The sequence below is a fragment of the Nostoc sp. genome (assembly GCF_036919615.1).
Lineage (GTDB): Bacteria > Cyanobacteriota > Cyanobacteriia > Cyanobacteriales > Nostocaceae > Nostoc.
Map to the genome: position 1 here is coordinate 52,780 of NZ_JBALCN010000080.1, position 20,062 is coordinate 72,841.

Annotated in this window: 13 protein-coding genes and 3 pseudogenes; 5 read left to right on the top strand and 11 right to left on the bottom strand. The window is 41.5% G+C overall.

Annotated features, from left to right (window positions below; translation table 11 throughout):
- The first annotated feature begins 137 nt into the window (after positions 1-137).
- On the top strand, positions 138-902 hold the full coding sequence (locus V7K48_RS22530; RefSeq protein ID WP_335075515.1) for a hypothetical protein: 765 nt from the start codon (positions 138-140) through the stop codon (positions 900-902).
- A gap of 521 nt (positions 903-1,423) precedes the next feature.
- Here V7K48_RS22530 and V7K48_RS22535 read toward each other — a convergent pair.
- From V7K48_RS22535 to V7K48_RS22545, 3 genes are all read right to left on the bottom strand, one after another.
- Positions 1,424-2,257 (bottom strand): metallophosphoesterase, encoded by an 834-nt coding sequence (locus V7K48_RS22535; protein ID WP_335075517.1) that lies wholly within the window; start codon positions 2,255-2,257, stop codon positions 1,424-1,426.
- 324 nt (positions 2,258-2,581) lie between these two features.
- The gene (locus V7K48_RS22540) at positions 2,582-3,412 is read right to left on the bottom strand and encodes a metallophosphoesterase (RefSeq protein WP_335075519.1); all 831 of its coding nucleotides are present in this window, start codon (positions 3,410-3,412) and stop codon (positions 2,582-2,584) included.
- Between the two features lie 424 nt (positions 3,413-3,836).
- Positions 3,837-4,109, bottom strand: a complete 273-nt coding sequence (locus V7K48_RS22545; protein ID WP_334973756.1) for a GlsB/YeaQ/YmgE family stress response membrane protein — start codon at positions 4,107-4,109, stop codon at positions 3,837-3,839.
- Positions 4,110-4,650: 541 nt separating this feature from the next.
- Here V7K48_RS22545 and V7K48_RS22550 point away from each other — a divergent pair.
- From V7K48_RS22550 to V7K48_RS22560, 3 genes are all read left to right on the top strand, one after another.
- Positions 4,651-5,283: a bifunctional 4-hydroxy-2-oxoglutarate aldolase/2-dehydro-3-deoxy-phosphogluconate aldolase gene (locus V7K48_RS22550; RefSeq protein ID WP_335075521.1), complete on the top strand. Its 633-nt coding sequence runs from the start codon at positions 4,651-4,653 to the stop codon at positions 5,281-5,283.
- A 113-nt stretch (positions 5,284-5,396) separates the two neighbouring features.
- Entirely contained in the window at positions 5,397-5,912 is a 516-nt protein-coding gene (locus V7K48_RS22555) for a L,D-transpeptidase (RefSeq protein WP_335075523.1), read from the top strand.
- Positions 5,913-6,779: 867 nt separating this feature from the next.
- Positions 6,780-7,322: a L,D-transpeptidase gene (locus V7K48_RS22560; protein ID WP_335075525.1), complete on the top strand. Its 543-nt coding sequence runs from the start codon at positions 6,780-6,782 to the stop codon at positions 7,320-7,322.
- 292 nt (positions 7,323-7,614) lie between these two features.
- Here the strand turns inward: V7K48_RS22560 and V7K48_RS22565 are convergent.
- The 3 genes and pseudogenes from V7K48_RS22565 to V7K48_RS22575 all read right to left on the bottom strand — a co-directional run.
- Positions 7,615-7,794 (bottom strand): annotated as a pseudogene (locus tag V7K48_RS22565) (Hsp70 family protein); the annotation flags it as partial.
- A 241-nt stretch (positions 7,795-8,035) separates the two neighbouring features.
- Complete coding sequence (locus V7K48_RS22570; RefSeq protein WP_335075527.1) at positions 8,036-9,634, bottom strand: Hsp70 family protein; 1,599 nt, start codon at positions 9,632-9,634, stop codon at positions 8,036-8,038.
- A 133-nt stretch (positions 9,635-9,767) separates the two neighbouring features.
- Positions 9,768-10,181, bottom strand: a pseudogene (locus V7K48_RS22575) (MvdD family ATP-grasp ribosomal peptide maturase); the annotation flags it as partial.
- Between the two features lie 76 nt (positions 10,182-10,257).
- Between V7K48_RS22575 and V7K48_RS22580 the strand changes: the two are divergent.
- On the top strand, positions 10,258-11,280 hold the full coding sequence (locus V7K48_RS22580; RefSeq protein ID WP_442949458.1) for an IS701 family transposase: 1,023 nt from the start codon (positions 10,258-10,260) through the stop codon (positions 11,278-11,280).
- Positions 11,281-11,493: 213 nt separating this feature from the next.
- Here V7K48_RS22580 and V7K48_RS22585 read toward each other — a convergent pair whose 3' ends face one another.
- The 5 genes and pseudogenes from V7K48_RS22585 to V7K48_RS22605 all read right to left on the bottom strand — a co-directional run bounded on the left by V7K48_RS22585 (position 11,494) and on the right by V7K48_RS22605 (position 19,852).
- Entirely contained in the window at positions 11,494-13,554 is a 2,061-nt protein-coding gene (locus tag V7K48_RS22585; protein WP_335075529.1) for a tetratricopeptide repeat protein, read from the bottom strand.
- A 685-nt stretch (positions 13,555-14,239) separates the two neighbouring features.
- Positions 14,240-16,090, bottom strand: coding sequence for an aspartate kinase (locus tag V7K48_RS22590; RefSeq protein ID WP_335075531.1), 1,851 nt, complete (start codon positions 16,088-16,090; stop codon positions 14,240-14,242).
- A 121-nt stretch (positions 16,091-16,211) separates the two neighbouring features.
- Positions 16,212-16,629: pseudogene (locus V7K48_RS22595) on the bottom strand (Uma2 family endonuclease); the annotation flags it as partial.
- A 369-nt stretch (positions 16,630-16,998) separates the two neighbouring features.
- Complete coding sequence (locus V7K48_RS22600; protein ID WP_335075533.1) at positions 16,999-19,371, bottom strand: tetratricopeptide repeat protein; 2,373 nt, start codon at positions 19,369-19,371, stop codon at positions 16,999-17,001.
- Between the two features lie 4 nt (positions 19,372-19,375).
- Positions 19,376-19,852, bottom strand: coding sequence for a hypothetical protein (locus tag V7K48_RS22605; protein WP_335075535.1), 477 nt, complete (start codon positions 19,850-19,852; stop codon positions 19,376-19,378).
- Positions 19,853-20,062: the final 210 nt, after the last annotated feature.

Sequence of the window (20,062 nt, forward strand, 5' to 3'; positions counted from 1 at the left end):
CTGATAATTACCAACAGTTGGGTAGCAAATAAAACTCAATATTTATCAGCAACAGACGTTTTTCAACTCATTAAAACCTCTTGTTCTTACAAAGCTTTAGTTTGTCAATATCATATCGAGGAGTGAAATCAACAGCTATGTCTATTCCCAATGAACCCGAAAGCAAAAAAAGTGAACTCAAGCAAGAATCTTACACTGATGCTAATGGCAATACTCACACTGACTTGACGCGAACCACTGAAACAGTCAAGAACAGCGCAGCTAATCCCAACTCTTACACTAACGGTTACGTACAAGGTCGAAATACTGAGCGTAGCAATCAGCAAGCTGATTTAGCCGAGCGTGACAATAACAATGCTAGTGGTGGTTTGCTGTTGGGTATTATCATTACTTCCCTGCTTGGTTTGGTGATAGGTGGGGTCTGGTACTTCAACCAGCAGAATAACGCAGCTGTTAACAATCCTGCGCCAGTCGTGGTTCCTGTACCGAGTAAGAGTAGTCCAACCCCTAGTGCATCTCCTCAACCACAAACGAGGATAATCGAAAGAACTAGGGAAGTACCTGTTGTTGTTCCTGTTCCACAACAGCAGGTTATACCTCCATCTGCACCTCGCCAACCGGATATTAACATTACTATTCCACCCCAGCAGCCTGCCGCACAAAAAGCACCTTCTGCAACCCAGCCAACCCCCAAAGCCACACAAAGTCCAGTGACGAGTCCAACTAGCATTACTCCGACTTCGCAGAACAAGGGCGATACTTCTACTAAGACTGTCGCTCCAGGTACGAAAAGTGACACCACTCAAACCACTCCACCTCAAGGAGTAGACAAGTCAAACAGTACATCTAATAGCGGTTCTTCTACCGCAGGTGATACTACTACAGGCGGTTCTAGTCAATAATAGCTTCTGAACTTTCAACCCACTTGATAATGCTGGCATTAACGCCAACATCTAACAAGTGGGACAATTTTTTAATCAATATTTCGGAATTGTTGCGATAAATGAATGGTATTTAACTTTAGTAAAGATGTAGTGTAGCTGAATAAACATAGGCTAGATTAAGAGTAAGGTACAAATCGGTTAAAAGTTAAACAAAAACTTTCAAGTTAGAGCCTGTGCCTCCTGCTCTAATGTTCTTGCGATCGCTCTGATAGTTGTGGCATCCATTGAATGTGTTTTTGCCTTAAGTTCAATGAGTTGTTTTGGAGGTTTTAGAACGCACAGCCAGAAAATGCCTGCCTAGTTGGAATATAAGGATGTGCAATTGATTCATAGAGCAATCGCCAATACTGTCCACCAAAGTTTAAATTGGTTACTTCTGAAATTCTCTAATCTTCAAGAAACCGCCCCAAGCTACTGATATTTATCCATCGTAGCTTCAGGCGGTTTCTGCTTTGAGTTAGCTAAAAAGTTCAGAATTGCTAACGACTAGTTAAGGTAATTACAGTCACTTCTGGCGGACAAAATAGGCGTCCTGGTCTATAAGTTCCTAAACCACGATTGACATATAGTTGATTTTCTTTCACCTTGTGAAACCCTTGCGCCCACTCCCAATATCGCACTACTTTAGAACAGTCTCCCAGGAAAAATGTTACCCAACGGCGTAATTTTTTTGGTATTTGTTTGAGTAGTTTTTTATAATAAAGTACTACAGGGCCAATGCCCGGAATTACGATGTGACCGCCGTGGGTATGACCAGATAGTTGCAAATCTACGCGCCATTGTTGCAATATCTTGGCTGTATCTGGGTTATGGGATAAAACGATGCGGGGTGTAACGGAGTCTAGTTGATTCATGACTGGTGCGGGGTGGAATTCCCGTGACCAATAATCAGCTAGTCCTACCAATGGTAATTCTTTTCCTAGTGGATAGGCGATTTCATTCCAAAGCACATGCACCCCAATGCTAGTTAACGCCTGTGTAACTTCTGTTTTAGAGTGGCTGTAATAGATATCGTGATTACCAAGTACGGCGTAGATACCACAGCGACTTTGCAGATGTTTGAGTCGAAGCACCAATTGGTGAATTGGCGTCGGATCGTCTGTTACGTAGTCACCAGTTAATAGAATTAAATCCGGTTCAGCTTCGTTAGTAAGTGCGATCGCTTTTTCTAACATATCTTCCGACAGCCGCAAACCATCATAGTGAAAATCTGACAACTGCACTAGCGTTGTACCTTGTAAAGATGCTGGAAGTTCCGCAATCTTAACCGTTATTTTATCTACTCTTAAATGTCCTGTAAACAACCAATGCATAAGGCAACCGATACTCCTCATACCAGCGCTTACAGCTTACCAAAAATCAAAATGTAACTTGAGAAACTGCAAGAATTTATGTCACATACTCCAGATACAATTAACTAATTAATTTATTTGAAATCCCTGAATTTGGTTATAGGGTTTTTCTCCTGCACTTCTCTACGAGACGCTGCGCGAACAGCATGGTTTGACTACTTCTCTGCGAGAGGCTGCGCCTTAAGCGTTGGCGCAGCCTCTCGCAGAGAAGCTATGCCGCAGGCTTTACGGCTGCGCTCAGTACAAGTGCGCTCACCGGCCGCTCAGTGACCACCCCCTGCCTTCTCATTCAGCTTGTAGGGTGATTATAGTAACTTCTGGGCGGCAAAATATGCGTCCTGGGAGGTAAGTTCCCAAACCACGATTGACATATAGCTGATTTTTTCCTACCCGATGCAAACCCTGTACCCATTCCCAATGGCTGACTACAGAAACATTTACTTCCAAAAATGGAACTCGACGCCGCACTTTTTTGGGTATTTTTTCTACAAGCTTTTCGTAAAACAACGCCGCAGGGCCAATTCCGGGAATCACAATTTGACCACCGTGAGTATGACCAGATAATTGTAAATCAATTCGCCATGCTTGCAGTATCTCCGCAGTATCTGGGTTGTGAGATAAAACGATGCAGGGTGTATCGGGGTTTAGTTGATTCATGACTAGTGGAGGGTGGAATTCCCGTGACCAACTATCAGCCAGTCCTACAAGTGGCAATTCTTTTCCTAGTGGATAGGCAATTTCGTTCCAAAGGACGTGAATTTCAATGCTAGTTAACGCCTGTGTAATTTCTGCTTTTGCGTGTCTGTAACATATATCGTGATTGCCAAGAACAGCATAGATACCACTGCGACTTTGCAGATGTTTGAGTCGAAGTACCAGCTGGTGAATCGGCGTCGGATCGTCAGTTACGTAGTCACCAGTTAATAGAATTAAATCTGGTTCAGCTTCGTTAGTAACTGCGATCGCTTTTTCTAACATGTCTTCCGACAGCCGCAAACCATCGTAGTGAAAATCTGACAACTGCACCAGCTTCTTACCTTGTAACGATGCAGGCAAACCTGCAATGTTAACCGTCAATTTCTCTATACTCAACGGCCCAGATAACAACCAATGCATAAGGCGTTCAATAAAGCTCAATCATAGCGTTTACAGCTTAACTAAACATTGTCGGTTTGTGTATAGCGACCAGTGCAACTTCTTGAAAATTTCATCAAACCTGTAGATTTTCACGTATTTATACTTATTTAAATCAGAGGTAACTTTACTGTTAATTAATTTATGTTCAGAGTGTGGTGCATTTCTCTCTGAGGCAGAGGGATAGTGATTTTTATTACGTATATAATTCAACTATACGGACAGGGTTTATTTTGCAGCGATCGCACGGCATTAGATTCCTAGCAATTATTATTTTATTTATCAATAATTAAAAAATAGCGCTAGCCTGTCATTAGGCTGGCGCTATTTTTTGATTTAATTCACAGATAAAAATAGTTAAATGAATTCCCTAAATTTTTCTAGCTGATTGTTCGCAATTTTGTTTTTATACAGCACTGCGATTGGTTATTAAATTCCACAAGAAAACTGCGACAATTGCACCAAGAACTGCTACTGCAATACCAGGAATGCTAAGACCAGGGGCTGCTAAAGTTAACGTTCCTGTAGTGAAAAATATACCTAAACTACCACCAACAAAAGCACCGATGATTCCTAGTAATATTGTTCCCAGAATTCCGCCACCTTGATGACCTGGGTAAATAGCTTTAGCGATCGCACCAGCAATTAGACCTAAAACAATCCAAGCAAGAATATTCATTGTTTTTAATTAGCTAAATGTTTTTTGCTCACAAGCAAATATTAGCAATCTTAATCTTTTGATTCCATCTATCATCAGAATTAATTATGAATATTCATAAGGAATAGTTTAATTGCTACTAGGTTTTTTGATATATGCGCCCATTGAGGTAGATAATCAATTAAAAAAAGCTCCTAGTAGGTCTTTAACCAGGAGCTTATCAAACTATTGCTTGGTAATTGCAGTATATGCATTTTTAATTAGCTCTCTCCTCTACTAGAAGAATTAAGCTGAGTTTTCAAAGACTGTCTCTAAAGTAATGTAAAGGAAGCAAAATCAGGCGATGGAGACGATGGCCTGTGACGCTCAAACGTGAACAGCGTGTCGCAGACAGACTCGTTGGCGCAGCCTCTCCAAGAGTTGGGAGCCGTTGGCGCAGCCTAAGAAGAGAAGTATTGGGTATTACGTACTGGGTATTAGTATTGAAAATTGGGTATTTACTAGAGTAAAAACTATTCTCTAGTTCCCAGCTTATAGTCCCCAGTCCCCAATCTCAGTCAAAATGCCTAATCAAATTTGGTTATCACAATTGCAAAAACACCGAGCGATCGCAGTTATCCGCGCTTCTCAAATCGAAGTGGGACAGCAAATGGCAATGGCTGTAGCATCAGGGGGAATGCAGTTAATTGAGATTACCTGGAATAGCGATCGCGCTGGGGAATTAATCAGTCAACTACGCTCAGAATTACCAGCCTGTACCATTGGTACTGGTACGTTATTCAATGTGCAGCAGCTAGAAGAAGCGATCGCATCTGGGGCGCAATTCCTCTTTACACCCCACGTTGATCCGGCAATGATTCAAGCAGCGATAGAAAAAAATGTGCCCATTATACCAGGAGCGCTGACTCCTACAGAAATTGTTACCGCCTGGAGTCAGGGCGCTAGTTGTGTAAAAGTGTTTCCTGTGCAAGTAGTGGGAGGGGCTGATTATATCAAAAGTTTGCAAGGGCCACTGGGTCAGATTCCCTTAATTCCTACTGGCGGCGTCACTCTGGAAAATGCCAAAGAATTTTTACAAGCGGGAGCGATAGCTGTAGGTTTGAGCGGTGAATTATTTCCCAAAAAGCTTGTCACAGAGGGAAATTGGGAAGCGATCGCATCTGGGGCAAGAAAACTGATGCGACAGTTAGCTTAACTTAGAATCAAATCATCAAAAATTCACGTCTATTAAAGTAATAGATAGGGAAATAAAAGTAAAAACTGATAACTTTCCCAAGACCCCATAATTTGAGTGTGAGTGTATCTAAAATGAAAAGACTGATTTCTCCTGGCTGGGTGCGTTGCTTACAAATACTCCTCACTGGTACGGCACTGTCTTTAAGTGTTTTTACTACTACTGGAACGAGTGAAGTTTGGGCGAATTCCAAAGATCAAGTGATTGCACAAACAATCCAGACATTACAACAATCGGATCAGCGCTGGATTCAAATTAATCTTTCAAAGCAACGATTAATAGCTTGGCAAGGTGACAGAGTGGTTTATGGAAGTGCTATCTCCTCTGGCAAAAAAGCTACTCCTACTCTTGTTGGTACTTTTAAAATTCAATCCAAGTTCAAAACTACACAAATGCAGGGAGAAAACTACAATGTTCCTAACGTTCCTTATGCGATGTTTTACCAAGGTAGTTACGCTATTCACGGAGCTTATTGGCATAAAAGTTTTGGTACTCCAGTGAGCCATGGCTGTGTGAATCTTGCACCTAAACATGCTAAATGGCTATTTGAGTGGGCATCAGTGGGTACACCAGTAGTTATCCATAAATAGTAAGTGAAGCAGCTAGTACCGCAAGACGGAAGTCAAAAGTCAAAAGTCAAAAGTATTATGCAATAAGCTCTTTAGGGCTTTTCAATGGCTGCTTATTTACACCATGTAAAATAATCATAAATAACAACAAATTAAGACAATTAAGTAATTCCCAGCATAAAATCTTGCTGGGAATCTTCGGAGTCGGAATTACTGAACTTGAAATAAGATATAAAAAAGGGCATTCAACAATTTGCCCAAAAAAATAAGCGTAAATCCTGACAATTCCTGTGTGAAATTACAAATGCAAATATGAATTTGGGGAAAGTTTGTATTTAGACATTTAAATGACAGATTTTTTGTAAAGTTTGTCCTTTGTAATTAGTCATTAGGAATATGGATTAAACAAAATGCAAAACTTCTGTTTCGTAGGGTGCGTTATGCTCTTGGCTTTTCACGGCATCTGGAAAACCTCACTTCTATTTCTCTCTCCTAAAAGGAGAGAGATTTTGAATTTTCCCCCTTAGAGCGTCGGGAAGGGGGTTAGGGGGTTAGGGGGTTAGGTTTTTTGTGGACTTTTCCACATAATCTGAATTGTCAGGTTATGCTCTTGGCTAATGCACCATCCCAATATTTTCGGTGCGTTACCAAAGCCGTAACACTACGAAAGTTGCTCTTTATTTAATCTGTGTTCCTTAGTGAATAACAAAGCACAAATGACAAATGTGCAAATTGGATGCAGATTAGCTTAGGACTTGTCTTGAGAAGCATTAGTGGATGAATTGCGTAAATCCTCTACAGGAAGCTAGAAGTCACTCTGGAAATTTGTAGTTCTCCAGAAAACTACTTCACTTCATGATTTTTGCGTAGTTTAGAAGATGAAGCATAATGCAAACCTGGATTCGCAGTGGTGGGATTCGTTCTTCAGGAACTTTTTGTACAGGCGTGGCGCTGATGATGGTGACTTTATTCTCTTGGTCATCACCTTTAGTAGGTACACCCAACTCGACTACAGCAACAGCCACGTCAGTTGATGAAAACAGCATCAATGTATTTAATAATATCAGGCAAACATCCCAACTTCGCTGGATTGAAATTGACCTGTCAGAGCAACGCTTACGTGCATGGAAAGGTAATAAACTTGTTTATTCATACCGCATTTCTGGAGGTAAGCGATCGACCCCCACACCCATAGGTAGATTTCGGATTAATTCTAAGTATCGCACTCACCGAATGCGAGGCAGTGGTTACAACATTCCTGACGTTCCTTACACAATGTATTTCTACAGAGGCTATGCCATTCATGGTGCTTACTGGCATAACCGTTTTGGGATTCCAGTCAGCCATGGTTGCGTAAATTTACCTGTTAAGCAAGCTCGCAATCTTTACAACTGGGCTTCAATGGGAACTTTGGTAGTCGTGCGGAAATAATTGCAATTCTTACCTTGATGTATGGACAGGTGCGTTACACTCCGTGAAAGCGCCTGTCCGTATATACTGCGACATTGCTCTCTGGCGGAAACCAAATTATAGACATAAATTGTGTCTATAATAGACATGATTATGAATAAAAGAGGTAGGAGAATGAACTGGAGAATTGCAGAAGTTAAACAGAGGTTCTCCGAACTAATTTGACCTTAGTAACGCGCAACATCCGCGATTTTGATGGCTGTGGCATCCCACTTTTAAATCCTTTTATTTAAATAGTTAAACGCGCATTAGTCTAACTCAACTGTGCCACGAATTTATTCTCCAAAAGCGGATCATTCGTTAACAAGTCTTCAACGGTGATTCGCAAAAAGCGTTGCTCATCAACTTGAAAAAGAATTTTGATGCGATCGCTTCCCGGATGTCCGGTTGGTGTTAGTTGGGCAATTGTCCTCGCACCTTCTTTTCCTTGCAGTTCTGCCGCTAGGATATGCATTTCCAGCCAGAGACTGGAAACAAGATTTTACGAGGGTTGTAGCTTACAGCTATTTTCAGGTAAATAGACCACGCTCTACGGGCACAGCATTGCTGCGCCTGTACGACAGATCTGGTTCAAATACTTGAATTCTACTGTAAGTTGACACGCATGAACAATGCTGTGCCCTTATTGTGTATTGCTTCCATTCGAGAACCGCTATAGTTAAAAGCCCATTAATTTAACTCAACTGTGCCACGAGTTGATTCTCCAAAAGCATATCATTCGTTAACAAATCTTCAACAGTGATTCGTAAAAAGCCTTGCTCATCAACTTGAAAGAAAATTTTGATGCGATCGCTCCCAGGATATCCAGCTGGTGTCAGTTGGGCAATTGTCCTGGCACCTTCTTGATCGTTGAGGGGTTTGACGCTGGTTTCGCTACTGTCTAGACGGCGAGTAATCAAGCGATCGCCATCAAAATAAACTTCGGTATTGCCTGTATCTGCTCCCAATTCTCCGATAATTAATTCAATACTAGGCTGATTTTCTAAAGAAGCGCCTAAGACTAATTCCACTGGCTGACTCATTGGATATGCAAGTCCCGCTTTAATTAAAGAATGCCATTTGTGACGCTGATTGCGGCGATCCCAGTAGCGAATACCATAACTATGATATAGAAAGTCTTTAATTTGTATCCCTTGAGCTAGCTGTAATGCACCTTGAGCGATCGCTTCAAACGGACGTTCGCAACGGATTTTTTCTAGTTCAAAATACTGTTTTATCCATGTCTGCACTGCCGGTAATTGCACTGTCCCACCAACTAACAAAACTGCATTAATATCTGGAAGTTCTATCCCTTGGCGTTTTGCTTGCTGCAATAGTGTCGTCATCGACTCATCCAATAACTCAAAAAATGCGTGTTCTTTGAGGACATTTTCAAAAGTGTCGCGGTTTAGTTCCAGTTCATAGCTTTCAAATGTCTCATCATCAAAGTAAACTTCACTTGCTTGGTTTTGGGTTGATAGCTGAATTTTCACCCGTTCTGCCAATCGTGTTGTCAAGGGACTTATCTTCAGTTCTTGAGTTTTGGCAAAGTAATCTACTAACCAATTATCAATATCAGTCCCGCCCAAATTTTGCCCAGCTTTCGCTAGGACACGGGCAGTTTTGACTTTTTGTTTTGAATCTTCAGCCAAGGACTTATTACCCCACTTGAGGATAAATCCCAGCGGTTTTGTAGTTGCTTGTACACCTTGATCCAATCGTACAAGGGATAAATCTAAAGTACCGCCACCAAAGTCAATCACTAAGAGAATTTCTTGATCTGCCAAACCATAACCCAAGGCGGCGGCTGTGGGTTCATCCAGCATTCGCACCTGTTCGACGGGAAGGGCTAGACAAACTTTTCCCAGCCAGTGACGATAGGCTTCAAAACTGTCTACGGGTACAGTTAACACCAGAGAATCTAACCCACCTTGCAGAGGCGCTAGTTGTTCAATCACCTGGGTGAGGAACCATTGCCCTACTTGTTCAAAGGTGACAATTTGCCCATCTAGTTCGGGTAAGAAACCTTGGATATCTGCGCCGATCCCCCGCTTGAAGCTGCGGAAAAATCTAGTTTCGCCCTTAAGGTCAAGACCGCGATCACGTACTTGCTGCCCTACTAAGACTTTATTTTGTGTTGCGTCTTCAACATAAACCAAACTGGGAATCAGTGGCGGATTGAGACTTTGTTTAATTGATAAACCTGGTAGATTCAGGGTTTCTGGCTGCTGGGTTACAGGGTTCCAACGAGCAATGACTGTGTTGCTAGTACCAAAATCGATTGCGATCGCCATATTTTATATTTATTATCTCGCACGAAGAGGCTAAAGCTGCTTTATTTGTGATTATTTCAGGGTAATTGAAAGTTTATCAGATTTGAAAACCCCTCATTTGTATGAAGGGTAAGGTAACTAACAGTTTTTGGCTTTAATTGTGTAGAACCTGTGCGATCGCCTGAGAAATCGGTAAGCCAGGACAGCGTTCTAACCAGAAAAACTCACCAACTGGGTTAACCTCAAGAAATACATGCCGACCATCAGGAGTCAAAATAATATCAATAGCTCCGTAGTTCAAACGAAATTCTGCCATGAGTTTGAGCAGTTTCTCTTCGACATCTTGAGGCAGAGTGTATGACTCCCAAGTGTCGAGTAAGGCAATTCCCCGTTTGCGCCAATCGTAACGCGCCTGCTCCAAAGCTTGAGAATCAACCGCAGCCGTCAGCACACGTCTGCCGACAATAATTGTCCGCAATTCCAATGCTTTGGGGATTTTTTCCTGAAACGTCATTGGGCAGAAACATAATCCATCAAGGTTGTCCAGATCCTCAGATGAAATTGGATTCTAGGACTTACGCATTGACAGAGTGGTAAAATAATGCAGTTAAAAATGAGTGTCGTCAAAAAACAGGTATCGGGCAATTAGAGAAATCAGCAAACCCTCAACAGCACAATGCAATCTGGAACACTACACCCTGTTTCTGTTATCAGAACCGAAGCATGGGGGATGCAGTAGGTTGGCAGAAATATTAAGGGATGTTTCACATGATACTGTGAACCGTTTTTTGTTAAGGGAGAGATACGAACCAAAAGATTTATTTGAGATGGTAAAGACTATTATCAACCTGACAGGAGGGATTTTAAGTGTTGATGACACAGTAATAGAAAAACTGTATAGCAATCCTAAATATGCAGAATTAATAGGTTATTTTTGGTCGGGTAAATATCATAAAAGTATCAAAGGTTTAAATTTGATAACACTGTATTACAGCGACATACATGGCAATTCAGCGCCAATAAATTACAGAATATACGACAAAGAAGAGAGAAAAACAAAGAACGATTATTTTCGAGAGATGCTAATTGAGGTGATTAGTTGGGATGTAAAGCCAATACTAGTGACAGGAGATAGTTGGTACTCTGGAGTAGAAAACCTAAAATTTTTAAGAAACCAAAAATTGGGTTTTCTATTTGGAGTTGAGAAAAACAGAACTGTTTCTAATGAACTGGGATATTGTCAGGTAAGGAGTTTAGAGATTCATGAACAAGGGTTAATCACACATCTGAGAGAATTTGGATTTATCAAGTTGTTTAGGAAAGACTTCAAAAAAGAAGACTCTAGACACTATATATTGTATCTCCCTTTGGAGGAGATGCTCAAGCAACTAACCAGAGGTGAATTTGTGACAATTCATGATACTCATTGGAGAATTGAAAGTTTTCACAGAGCCCTCAAACAAGTATGTGGTATCTGTCGATTCATGGTTAGAGATAGCCATGCAATTAAAACACACATATTTTGTTCACTTCAAGCATTTGTTCGTTTAGAAAAAATGCGTTCTGAAAACATAATTTCCAATTGGTATGAATTGCAAAGGAACTTATTCACTTTAGTGGTGCGCGAGTACATTGTGAACAATCTCACCAATATTTGTGCTGCTTAATACACATGGGTGAGATTTTTTGTCAATGCGTAAGTCCTATTTTTAAGGTATGTAGTATTTTTACATTTTGTTACATACTTGTAAATCTTCCTGCCCACTTACTTGTGTCATCAGAGGCAATATCTTGTCTGTACTGATGCAGCAGTTTTAAAAGCTGTCTTAACTGGGGGAAGCTTCCGGGGCAAGATATCACTAATACCAAGCGTATTGGGATCAATTTTTTTCTCTTTTCCCAGATTTAGGGCGAGTAGTTGGCGCTGGTGCTGACTTATTTTGCAGAATTGCAATTTCTCTCTGTGCATCTTGATAACTATCTTGTTCCCCTTGCTGCTGGAATAGTTTTGCAGCTTTTTTGAAATCTGCGATCGCTCCCTGTTTATTTTTCTGCTTGGTGCGAATCACACCCCGATTATAGTAAGCTAAGGCATTGTTAGGATTAATTGCGATCGCTCGTGAATAATCCTGATTTGCAGCTTTTTTATTTCCCAGTTCGAGATAGGCATTACCACGGTTATTGTAAGCTGCTATATTATTAGGATCTAGTTTCAGCGCTTCAGTGTAATCTTCAATACCACCTTTATAATCTCCGAAAGAAAAGCGGTGAATACCTCTGTGAATATAAGCTGCAATAAATTTAGGATCAATCTGTAAAATAGTATTGTAATCTTCAGTAGCTTCGAGTTTATCTCCCAAATCACTGTAAACATCACCACGATTAAGATAGGCTTCTATGTATTTGGGATTGATGTTAATTGCATCCGTGTAATCTTTAAGTGCTGCATATTTTTGTTTATTGAGAGATTGAGTTAAACCCCTTTGATAATAAGCTTTGGCATCACTAGGATTAATTTTAATTACTGTATCAAAATCTTGGATTGCTTCAAGTCTTTGTCTGAGGTGACGGCGGAGAATCCCTCGTTGCAAGTAAGCTTCGGTATGCTGAGGCTTGAAAGCGATCGCTTTGCTAAAATCTCCAATTGCTCCTTTATTATCTTTCAGTTGAGCACGGGCTAACCCCCGGCCATAGTAAGCGTATGCATTCTTAGAATTTAACTTAATCGCTTGGGTATAGTCAGCGATCGCTTCTTTGTACTTGCCTAATTCAGAAAAAGCAAATCCTCGGTCAAAATAGGCATTAGCATCTTGAGGATTAAGCAAAAGGGCTTGGCTAGAGTCTGCTTGTGCTTGCTCGTAGTCTCCTAATCGATAATAAGCATCGCCTCGCCTGTTATAAGCTAAAGCGTTTTGTGGATCTAATTGAATAACCTGATTGAAATCTTCAATTGCTCCTTCATAGTTTCCTGTGTCATATTTATTTACTCCCTCTTGATATAATTTTTGTTGAGCATCACTTACAGGCTTTGGCGACCTCAATTGCCATGCCCCTACACCAAGTATGATACAACCAGCTATTCCCGTCAGAACTAGTAATAATTTTTTCTGATGCTGTTTTTGCTGATCTGGCTCAAGATTTGTTAATTTTTTCAGATCGTCTAAAACTTCGGTTGCAGAATGGTAGCGCTTACGATAGTCAAAACGCACCATTTTATTAAGAATTTTTGCTAATTTTTTGTTAACTTTTAGATTTTTGTGACGCCAAACTATTTCACCTGTCAACCGATTTTTATGACCTCGGAAATTAGATATTTCGTTTGCAGGTAAACCTATAAGTACTGCGATCGCAATAATACCTAAAGCATATATATCACTGTTGTATTTGAGGTTGCCGTTAACTTGTTCAATCGGCATATATTCGAGACTGTCAACGGTATTAGTGATAGCTTCATTAAAAGTACCAAAATTAACCAAAACTAACTTTTTATCTGATTCCCGGCGAATAATATTTGCTGGTTTAATATCCCGATGAATTACGCCATAGCTATGTACAATCGCTAAAATTTCTAATATTTCTGATAAAACAGTAATAACTTGGTCTTCCCTCAGAGGTTGTCCCTGGATAATTTCGTCAGTTAAAGGATTGCCGGGGATGAATTCTTGGACTATATATAATTCTTGATTTTCTTCAAAAAAAGCAATTAGCTTTTGAATTTTATCGTTTTCCTGTCCTAGTTTTTCTAAAGTTGCTGCCTTACTAGCAAATAAACGGCGTAGGATTGTTAAAGTTTGAGGATTGTTACTAGGAGGACATAACTGCTTTACTATAAATTTGCTGCCAGGAAGAATAACATCTTCAACTAGATAGGTTTTCCCCTTTTCCCCATCGTTGAGAAGTTTTAGTATTCGATAACGTCCATCTAGTAAATCACTATTCATCAATATAAATATAGTCTTATAAATTGTTCGATTATAGCTTACGTGTTATTAATGTTAAAAATTAAAAATGAGATAAATGCGTAGACTGCTACGGCGTGTCTCTACAATCTGCTTACCAGAACAACGTTAGTTCGACGAACCTCTCCCATCTAGTACCGCAAGGGGTAAGTCAAAAGTCAAAAGTCAAAAAAAATACAGCGTAAACATTTCGTTGATTTGAAATGGGTTGTTTATTTCCGCCTTGCGGTACTAGCCTCCCCTCTTACAAATAGCTATCCATTAGTCACATCTTTCTTAATAATCTTGAAACTATTGTTTTATAAGGCTCACAATGCTTAGATTTTCTTGCTAGCTTGACAAATTAGTCCTTATTGTTCTCGATAAAAACTCACTTTTATTGAGAATAGACAACGTAGCTTTAAGGCTTCGGCATTTGGTGAGCAATTGCTCTGACAAATGTTAAGAAAGATCCGGGTAATGGATAGCTACAAAGAGAGGGAGGAACAACGAAAAAATAAGCTTTTTAAGCCCCTCCCCCTTCGGGGAAGTCAAAAGTCACTCATTCAAAAGTCAAAAGTCAGACCAAATCTATCAAACTCACGTTAACAATACAGGTCGATGTTATGCCATTGCAAGCAGAAAATAGTTTCCGTATCCACAGCAAAGAGGGAGTTAGAGTCAGGTTTTACGCTGGCACTACAAATTTATCGCTACCAGCCAGTTCAAAGGCTGCATGAATGGCTTGCAAAGCCTTAACACCTTGCTCTTGTGCCACGACACAGCTAATTTTTATTTCTGAGGTGGCAATCATTTGAATATTGATTTGTTCTTGGGCTAGCGCTTCAAACATTTTAGCGGCAACACCTGGTTGTCCTACCATACCTGCACCAACAATACTTACCTTAGCGATCGCACTATCTAAAACAACTTCACCCCATCCTAATTCTGCTGCTACTTGGGTAAGCATTTCTTTTGCACTTTCCCCATCCATCCGTGAGACTGTAAAGGCAATATCCCGCCTGGGAACACCATCAATCACCCGACAACGTTGAGATTGGATAATCATATCAACGCTGATATTATGCTGCGCTAATAGTCCAAACAGCTTCGCCGCCATCCCTGGCTGATCTGGCAATTGGCGAATAGCAAGACGCGCTTGGTTCAAATCGAGGGCGACGCCGCGAACGGGAGGAGTGGGGGAGGAGTGAGGAGTAGAGACGCGATTAATCGCGTCTCTACAAGAGTTAGGAGTTAGGAGTTCTCCCTTGCTCTTTGCTTCGATCTCAAAGGCGCTGCGGAGTGCGCTGACGGCGCGATCGCATTCGGCTGCATTTACTACGCAACTTACTTTCACTTCGCTGGTGGAAATCATCTGGATGTTCACGCCTGCTTCTGCTAGGGTGGCAAACATTTTTGCAGCTACACCAGGACGTCCAATCATTCCTGCGCCTGCAATGCTGACTTTGGCAATGTTATTTTTTACCATTACCTCGGCTTCGTCAAATTTGGGGTTAGATTGACTCCTGAGTGCTGGGGCGATCGCTGCTGTTACTGCTTCTGCCCGTTTTAATATTGGTGTGGTAACCGTAAAGGCAATGTCATTACTGTTACCTTCATGAATTGACTGAATAATCAAATCTACGTCTACTTTTTGCCGAGAAATTTCGCCAAATAACCTTGCTGCCACGCCTGGTTTGTCGGGTACGCGTAACAAAGCCACCTTTGCTTGGTCAATGTCAAATTCTACATGATCAACTGGACAGGCAATTTCTAGATTGATCAGCGATCGCCCTTGGGGTATGGCTGATGTTACCCAAGTACCGGGGTGATCCGTCCAGCTAGACCTAACCACAAGGGGTACACCGTAGTTACGGGCAATTTCCACAGCACGGGGATGCAACACTTTTGCACCCAAGCTAGCTAATTCTAACATTTCATTGCAGGTAATCGAATCCATCAACTGGGCTTCGGCAACTAAGCGGGGATCTGTAGTTAAAATCCCTGGAACGTCTGTATAAATTTCGCAAAAATTTGCTCGTAATGCGGCTGCGATCGCCACTGCCGAAGTGTCGGAACCACCACGACCCAAAGTCGTAATTTCCATCTCTTTGGCGCTAGATGTGCCTTGGAAGCCAGCTACTACAACTACTTTTCCTTCATTTATGTGGCGAGTTAGGCGAGTAGTTTCAATATGCAAAATCCGAGCGCGGCTGTGTTCTGCTTCAGTAACAATTCCTACCTGAGCGCCAGTCATCGAAATTGCTGGTTGTCCGAGTTCCTGCAATGCCATACTGAGTAAGGCGATCGTTACTTGTTCGCCAGTGGAAAGCAGCATATCCATTTCCCGGCGGTTAGGATTGGAAGAAATTTCATTAGCTAGTTTGACGAGTCCATCGGTGGTTTTGCCCATTGCCGAAACCACTACTACCAGAGAGTTTCCAGCTTTAACAGTTTTATAAACACGCTGTGCAACAGCTTGAATCCGTTCGACTGAACCGACAGATGTACCACCGTATTTCTGAACTATGAGCGCCATAACTTTTAGTCAATCAATTGTGTCTGTTTTGCTCAATGCCCCGCCGGGTTAGGAAGCCTTGAAGCCATTACATAGATATTTAGTTTACTAAACATTGTGCAGAATACCGCATTATAATTGATTATTCAAAAACTACATCTTCGTAGAGTGCTGCCATTGTTTCCTCAAAATCCACGCTGTTGAGTCGAAATGATTGATGTTCTGATGTGTAGGATTGTAAAACCCACAGCCCTTGCTCATTGCGTCGAAAACACTCGAATCGCTAACGTTTTGTATTAATTAAAACATACTCTTGCAGACTTTCGAGTGTTTGATAATCGGCAGATTTGTCGCCCTGGTCAAAGGCTTCAGTAGAATTAGATAAAACTTCGACAATTAAACAGGGAAATCTTTTTATAACCTGGCGTTTCTTGATCTCGTTGATCGCAAGTAACCATAACATCGGATAATATAAAGCGATTCAGAGATTCAATTCGGGCTTTCATGTCAACGATGTAAACACGCCTTCCAGAGCCACGCACATGATTACGGAGGAGAGCGATCGCTTTTCTTTCGGCTCAATGATATACCAAAATGAATGCGTGAATTACTCAAATGAGAATACCTGAAGGCGGATTGAGTAAGTAAAAGCTGATTTTGCTTGCGGAAAACACTAAAATGAGAAAGCAAAAGCTCCTTTTTAGTAAGTAAAAGCTGATTTTGCGGAAAACACCAAAATGAGAAAGTAAAAGCTCCTTTTTAGTAAGTAAAAGCTTCTTTTGAGAAAGCAAAAGCTCCTTTTGAGTAAGTCGAATGGCATTTTTACTTAGTTCAATATGAATTTTAGTCTAGGCGATCGCGCTTTTAAGTTTTATCATGGTACGCTTTGCTGAGAAGTCAAATTTTACTGCTCTCAGGAAAGGCGATTCTCAGGAAAGGCGATCACGCAAATGTGCTAAGTTTTCACGACAAGTAATAGTTTTCGGATGATTCACTCCTAAGCGTTGCTCCAAAATTTTCAAAGCTTGCAAGTAAAGGGGTTCAGCTTCGCTGTATCTTCCTTGGGATTTGTAGAGTCCTGCCAAGTTATTGAGGCTGGTAGCAACATCAGGATGTTCCTCTTCCAATAGGCGTTGCCTTAGTGCTAAAGCTTGCTGGTAGAGGGGTTCGGCTTCTGAGTAGCGTTCTTGGGAGTCGTAGAGTGATGCCAGATTGTTAAGGCTTGTTGCAACGAGAGGATGTTCTTTACCCAGGAGGCGTTGTATCAGTTCCAATGCTTGCAGAAACCGTAGTTCGGCTTCTGAGTAACGTTCTTGGGATGTGTAGAGTAACGCCAAGTTGTTGAGGCTACTAGCAACATCAGGATGTTCCTCTCCCAGCAAGCGTTGCCTCAATTTCAACGCTTGCAGATGCAACGGTTCGGCTTCTGAGAAACGTTTTTGGGAGTAGTAAAAATGCGCCAAGTTGTTAAGGCTTTGTGCAACAAGAGGATCTTCTTCTCCCAGCAGGTGTCGTCTCAGTTCCAATGCTTGCAGCAAAAGTGCTTCGGCTTCTGAATATCGTACTTCGAAGTAGTAGAGTATCCCCAAGTTGTTGAGGCTTAGTATAAAATCAGGATGTTCCTCTCCCAGCAGGTGTCGCCTCAGTTCCAATGCTTGCAGCAAAAGTGGTTCGGCTTCTGAGTACCGCCCTTGGGATTTGTAGACTTCTGCTAGGTTGTTGAGGCCTCGTGCAAAATCAGGATGTTCCTCACCCAGCAAGCGTTGCCTTAATTCCAATGATTGCAGGTACATTGCTTCAGCTTCGCTGTATCGTCCTTGGGAGTAGTAGATTCCCGCTAAGTTGTGGAGGCTTTGTGCAACAAGAGGATGTTCTTCTCCCAAGCGGTTTTTAGCTACTTTTAAACACTGCTCAAGCCAAGGTGTTGCCTGGTTATATAATCCCTGACCATCGTAGAATTGAGCGTTACCGAGGAAAGCCCAAATTAAATCTTGATTAATGACGTATTGAATGAGATTTTTAGCTACTTCAGCTATGTGAGGTATTGTAGGGGAGACATCGGTGATTTGCTGAAGGGTGGGGGTTTGAGGAATATCTTTAGCAACTGCTACCATTACCCGACAAACGGAGCGCTTAAGTTCCTCTGCCTTTTCTAAACCTGTACACTTATATTGAAAAAACTGTCGTAGCAGTGGATGCAATTGATAGATTCCCTCACCTTTGCGCTGGAGTAAATGCAGATTCAGCAAGCTATCGTCTCTAATTTCTTCTAAATCTTCGGCTTCTTCTTTTGGTAAACACTGTTCTACCAACTTCCAGGGTATGGGTGCGGCGGCAAATAAACCCAATAAACAACCCAATTGTTTATCGCCGTCCTTTAATTCTTGCCAACTCAACTCAAAGGCTGCTAACACCCCTCGTTGTGCTGTCATGTCGGCTTCCGACTTAGATTTAGAGAGGGAACGCTCATCTAATCGCTTGTTCTCCAACCGCCGCAACATTTCTGCTAGAGATAAATCCTGTTTCCGCGCCAGATAGCGCCCCACTAACTCCACACCCAAAGGTAAATATCCCAGCCACTCACATAACTGATTTGCTACAGCTAATTCTCGCTCAATTCGCTCTGGTGTTTCTTTGAGTAAAGATTTTAACAACTCCAGCGCCGCCTCTGGTTGCAGCACATCCAGAGATAACTCCTTTATGGATATTCCTAAGCGTTGGCGCGTGGTAATTAGCACTTTAAATCGGGAAGATGGCGGTAAGTAAGGCTGAACTTTCTGGTATTCGATGACATCATCTAGCACCAACAGCACATCACCTTCACGCCAATGCTGCCAGCAGTATTGTACTTGTGCGGGTAAATCTAAATCCTCTAGTGGGTTTAAATCTAAATGAATTCTGGCAAACTGCACCACTTGCAAGCCTACATCCTCAGTTCTAGCTCTTAACCAGCAGATGCCACCCTTATAAGTGCTAAGTAATAAGTGAATTAGTGCATACTGGGTTGCTAACTCTGTTTTGCCAACTCCACCCATACCATTAATGGCAGTGATTACCAACTGATTGTTGGCTTGCAGCTGTTGGGACAAACTTACCAGTTCTTCGGCACGTCCCACAAACTTAACAGCACCACTGCGAGGAACATTGTGAGGAATTTCCTTAGGCTTAAAAGATTTGGGCTGTGGAATAACAACTAGCAAATTCAGGATTTGGGTAATATCCCCTGTAGTCAGATTGCCGCCTACTTGAACATCGCGGAGAATGTTCTGTAAAATTTCTTCTGAGTTAGGGCGATCGCTCATGGTTCTAGCCTTTCAGGTTAATATTGCCAAGGTCAAGATCATCACCAAATTCAGCATCAACTAGAACCTCTTGATTTACTGAACCGTTTCTTGCGGCTTCGATTTCTATATCGCCTACTTTAACCTTGCCCTTTATCTGAACTCCTTTTAAAAGTATTTGATTAATCGTTTCGTTCAATTTAGGTTGTGTAATCTGTGTTTGTGCTTCACTGGCTACAACTTCAACAGCTTGAGCAATTTCATGGTCTTTCTTTGCCGCTTCTTCTACCTGCTCAACCAGAGAAGCTTGACCATAATCTAGCGGTTGTGTTTGAGCCAGTTCAATAGCACTCGCCGTGTTTGGTTGTTTGCGCTTCAGCAGTGATAATAATTTACCGCCTTGCTCTAAAGTCTTTTCGCCCAGGATTTCACCAGTTTTTTCAAAGGCTTTGGTGATGACTAAAGTGGCGATCGCAGCTGCTGTCAGTGATACTGGCTCCATAAGTTTGCCAAAATACACGAGATTTTACTTATGGTTCTCAGTCTAACAGCGATCGCTGCAGCAAAAATTATGATTTTCCGCCGCCATTTGTGAAGATATCGCCGAAGGATTCCGTATTTAAAATTAACAGCAGTTAACAATTTTACTTAATTAAAAGTCTCAGATCCCCGACTTATTGAAGAAGTCGGGGATCTTGTTGTTCGTGTTAAT

Bases quoted from the DNA above. Each gene is read 5' to 3' on its own strand.
- V7K48_RS22530 (WP_335075515.1), top strand. From the start codon at position 138: ATGTCTATTCCCAATGAACCCGAAAGCAAAAAAAGTGAACTCAAGCAA.
- V7K48_RS22535 (WP_335075517.1), bottom strand. From the start codon at position 2,257: ATGCATTGGTTGTTTACAGGACATTTAAGAGTAGATAAAATAACGGTT.
- V7K48_RS22540 (WP_335075519.1), bottom strand. From the start codon at position 3,412: ATGCATTGGTTGTTATCTGGGCCGTTGAGTATAGAGAAATTGACGGTT.
- V7K48_RS22545 (WP_334973756.1), bottom strand. From the start codon at position 4,109: ATGAATATTCTTGCTTGGATTGTTTTAGGTCTAATTGCTGGTGCGATC.
- V7K48_RS22550 (WP_335075521.1), top strand. From the start codon at position 4,651: ATGCCTAATCAAATTTGGTTATCACAATTGCAAAAACACCGAGCGATC.
- V7K48_RS22555 (WP_335075523.1), top strand. From the start codon at position 5,397: ATGAAAAGACTGATTTCTCCTGGCTGGGTGCGTTGCTTACAAATACTC.
- V7K48_RS22560 (WP_335075525.1), top strand. From the start codon at position 6,780: ATGCAAACCTGGATTCGCAGTGGTGGGATTCGTTCTTCAGGAACTTTT.
- V7K48_RS22570 (WP_335075527.1), bottom strand. From the start codon at position 9,634: ATGGCGATCGCAATCGATTTTGGTACTAGCAACACAGTCATTGCTCGT.
- V7K48_RS22585 (WP_335075529.1), bottom strand. From the start codon at position 13,554: ATGAATAGTGATTTACTAGATGGACGTTATCGAATACTAAAACTTCTC.
- V7K48_RS22590 (WP_335075531.1), bottom strand. From the start codon at position 16,090: ATGGCGCTCATAGTTCAGAAATACGGTGGTACATCTGTCGGTTCAGTC.
- V7K48_RS22600 (WP_335075533.1), bottom strand. From the start codon at position 19,371: ATGAGCGATCGCCCTAACTCAGAAGAAATTTTACAGAACATTCTCCGC.
- V7K48_RS22605 (WP_335075535.1), bottom strand. From the start codon at position 19,852: ATGGAGCCAGTATCACTGACAGCAGCTGCGATCGCCACTTTAGTCATC.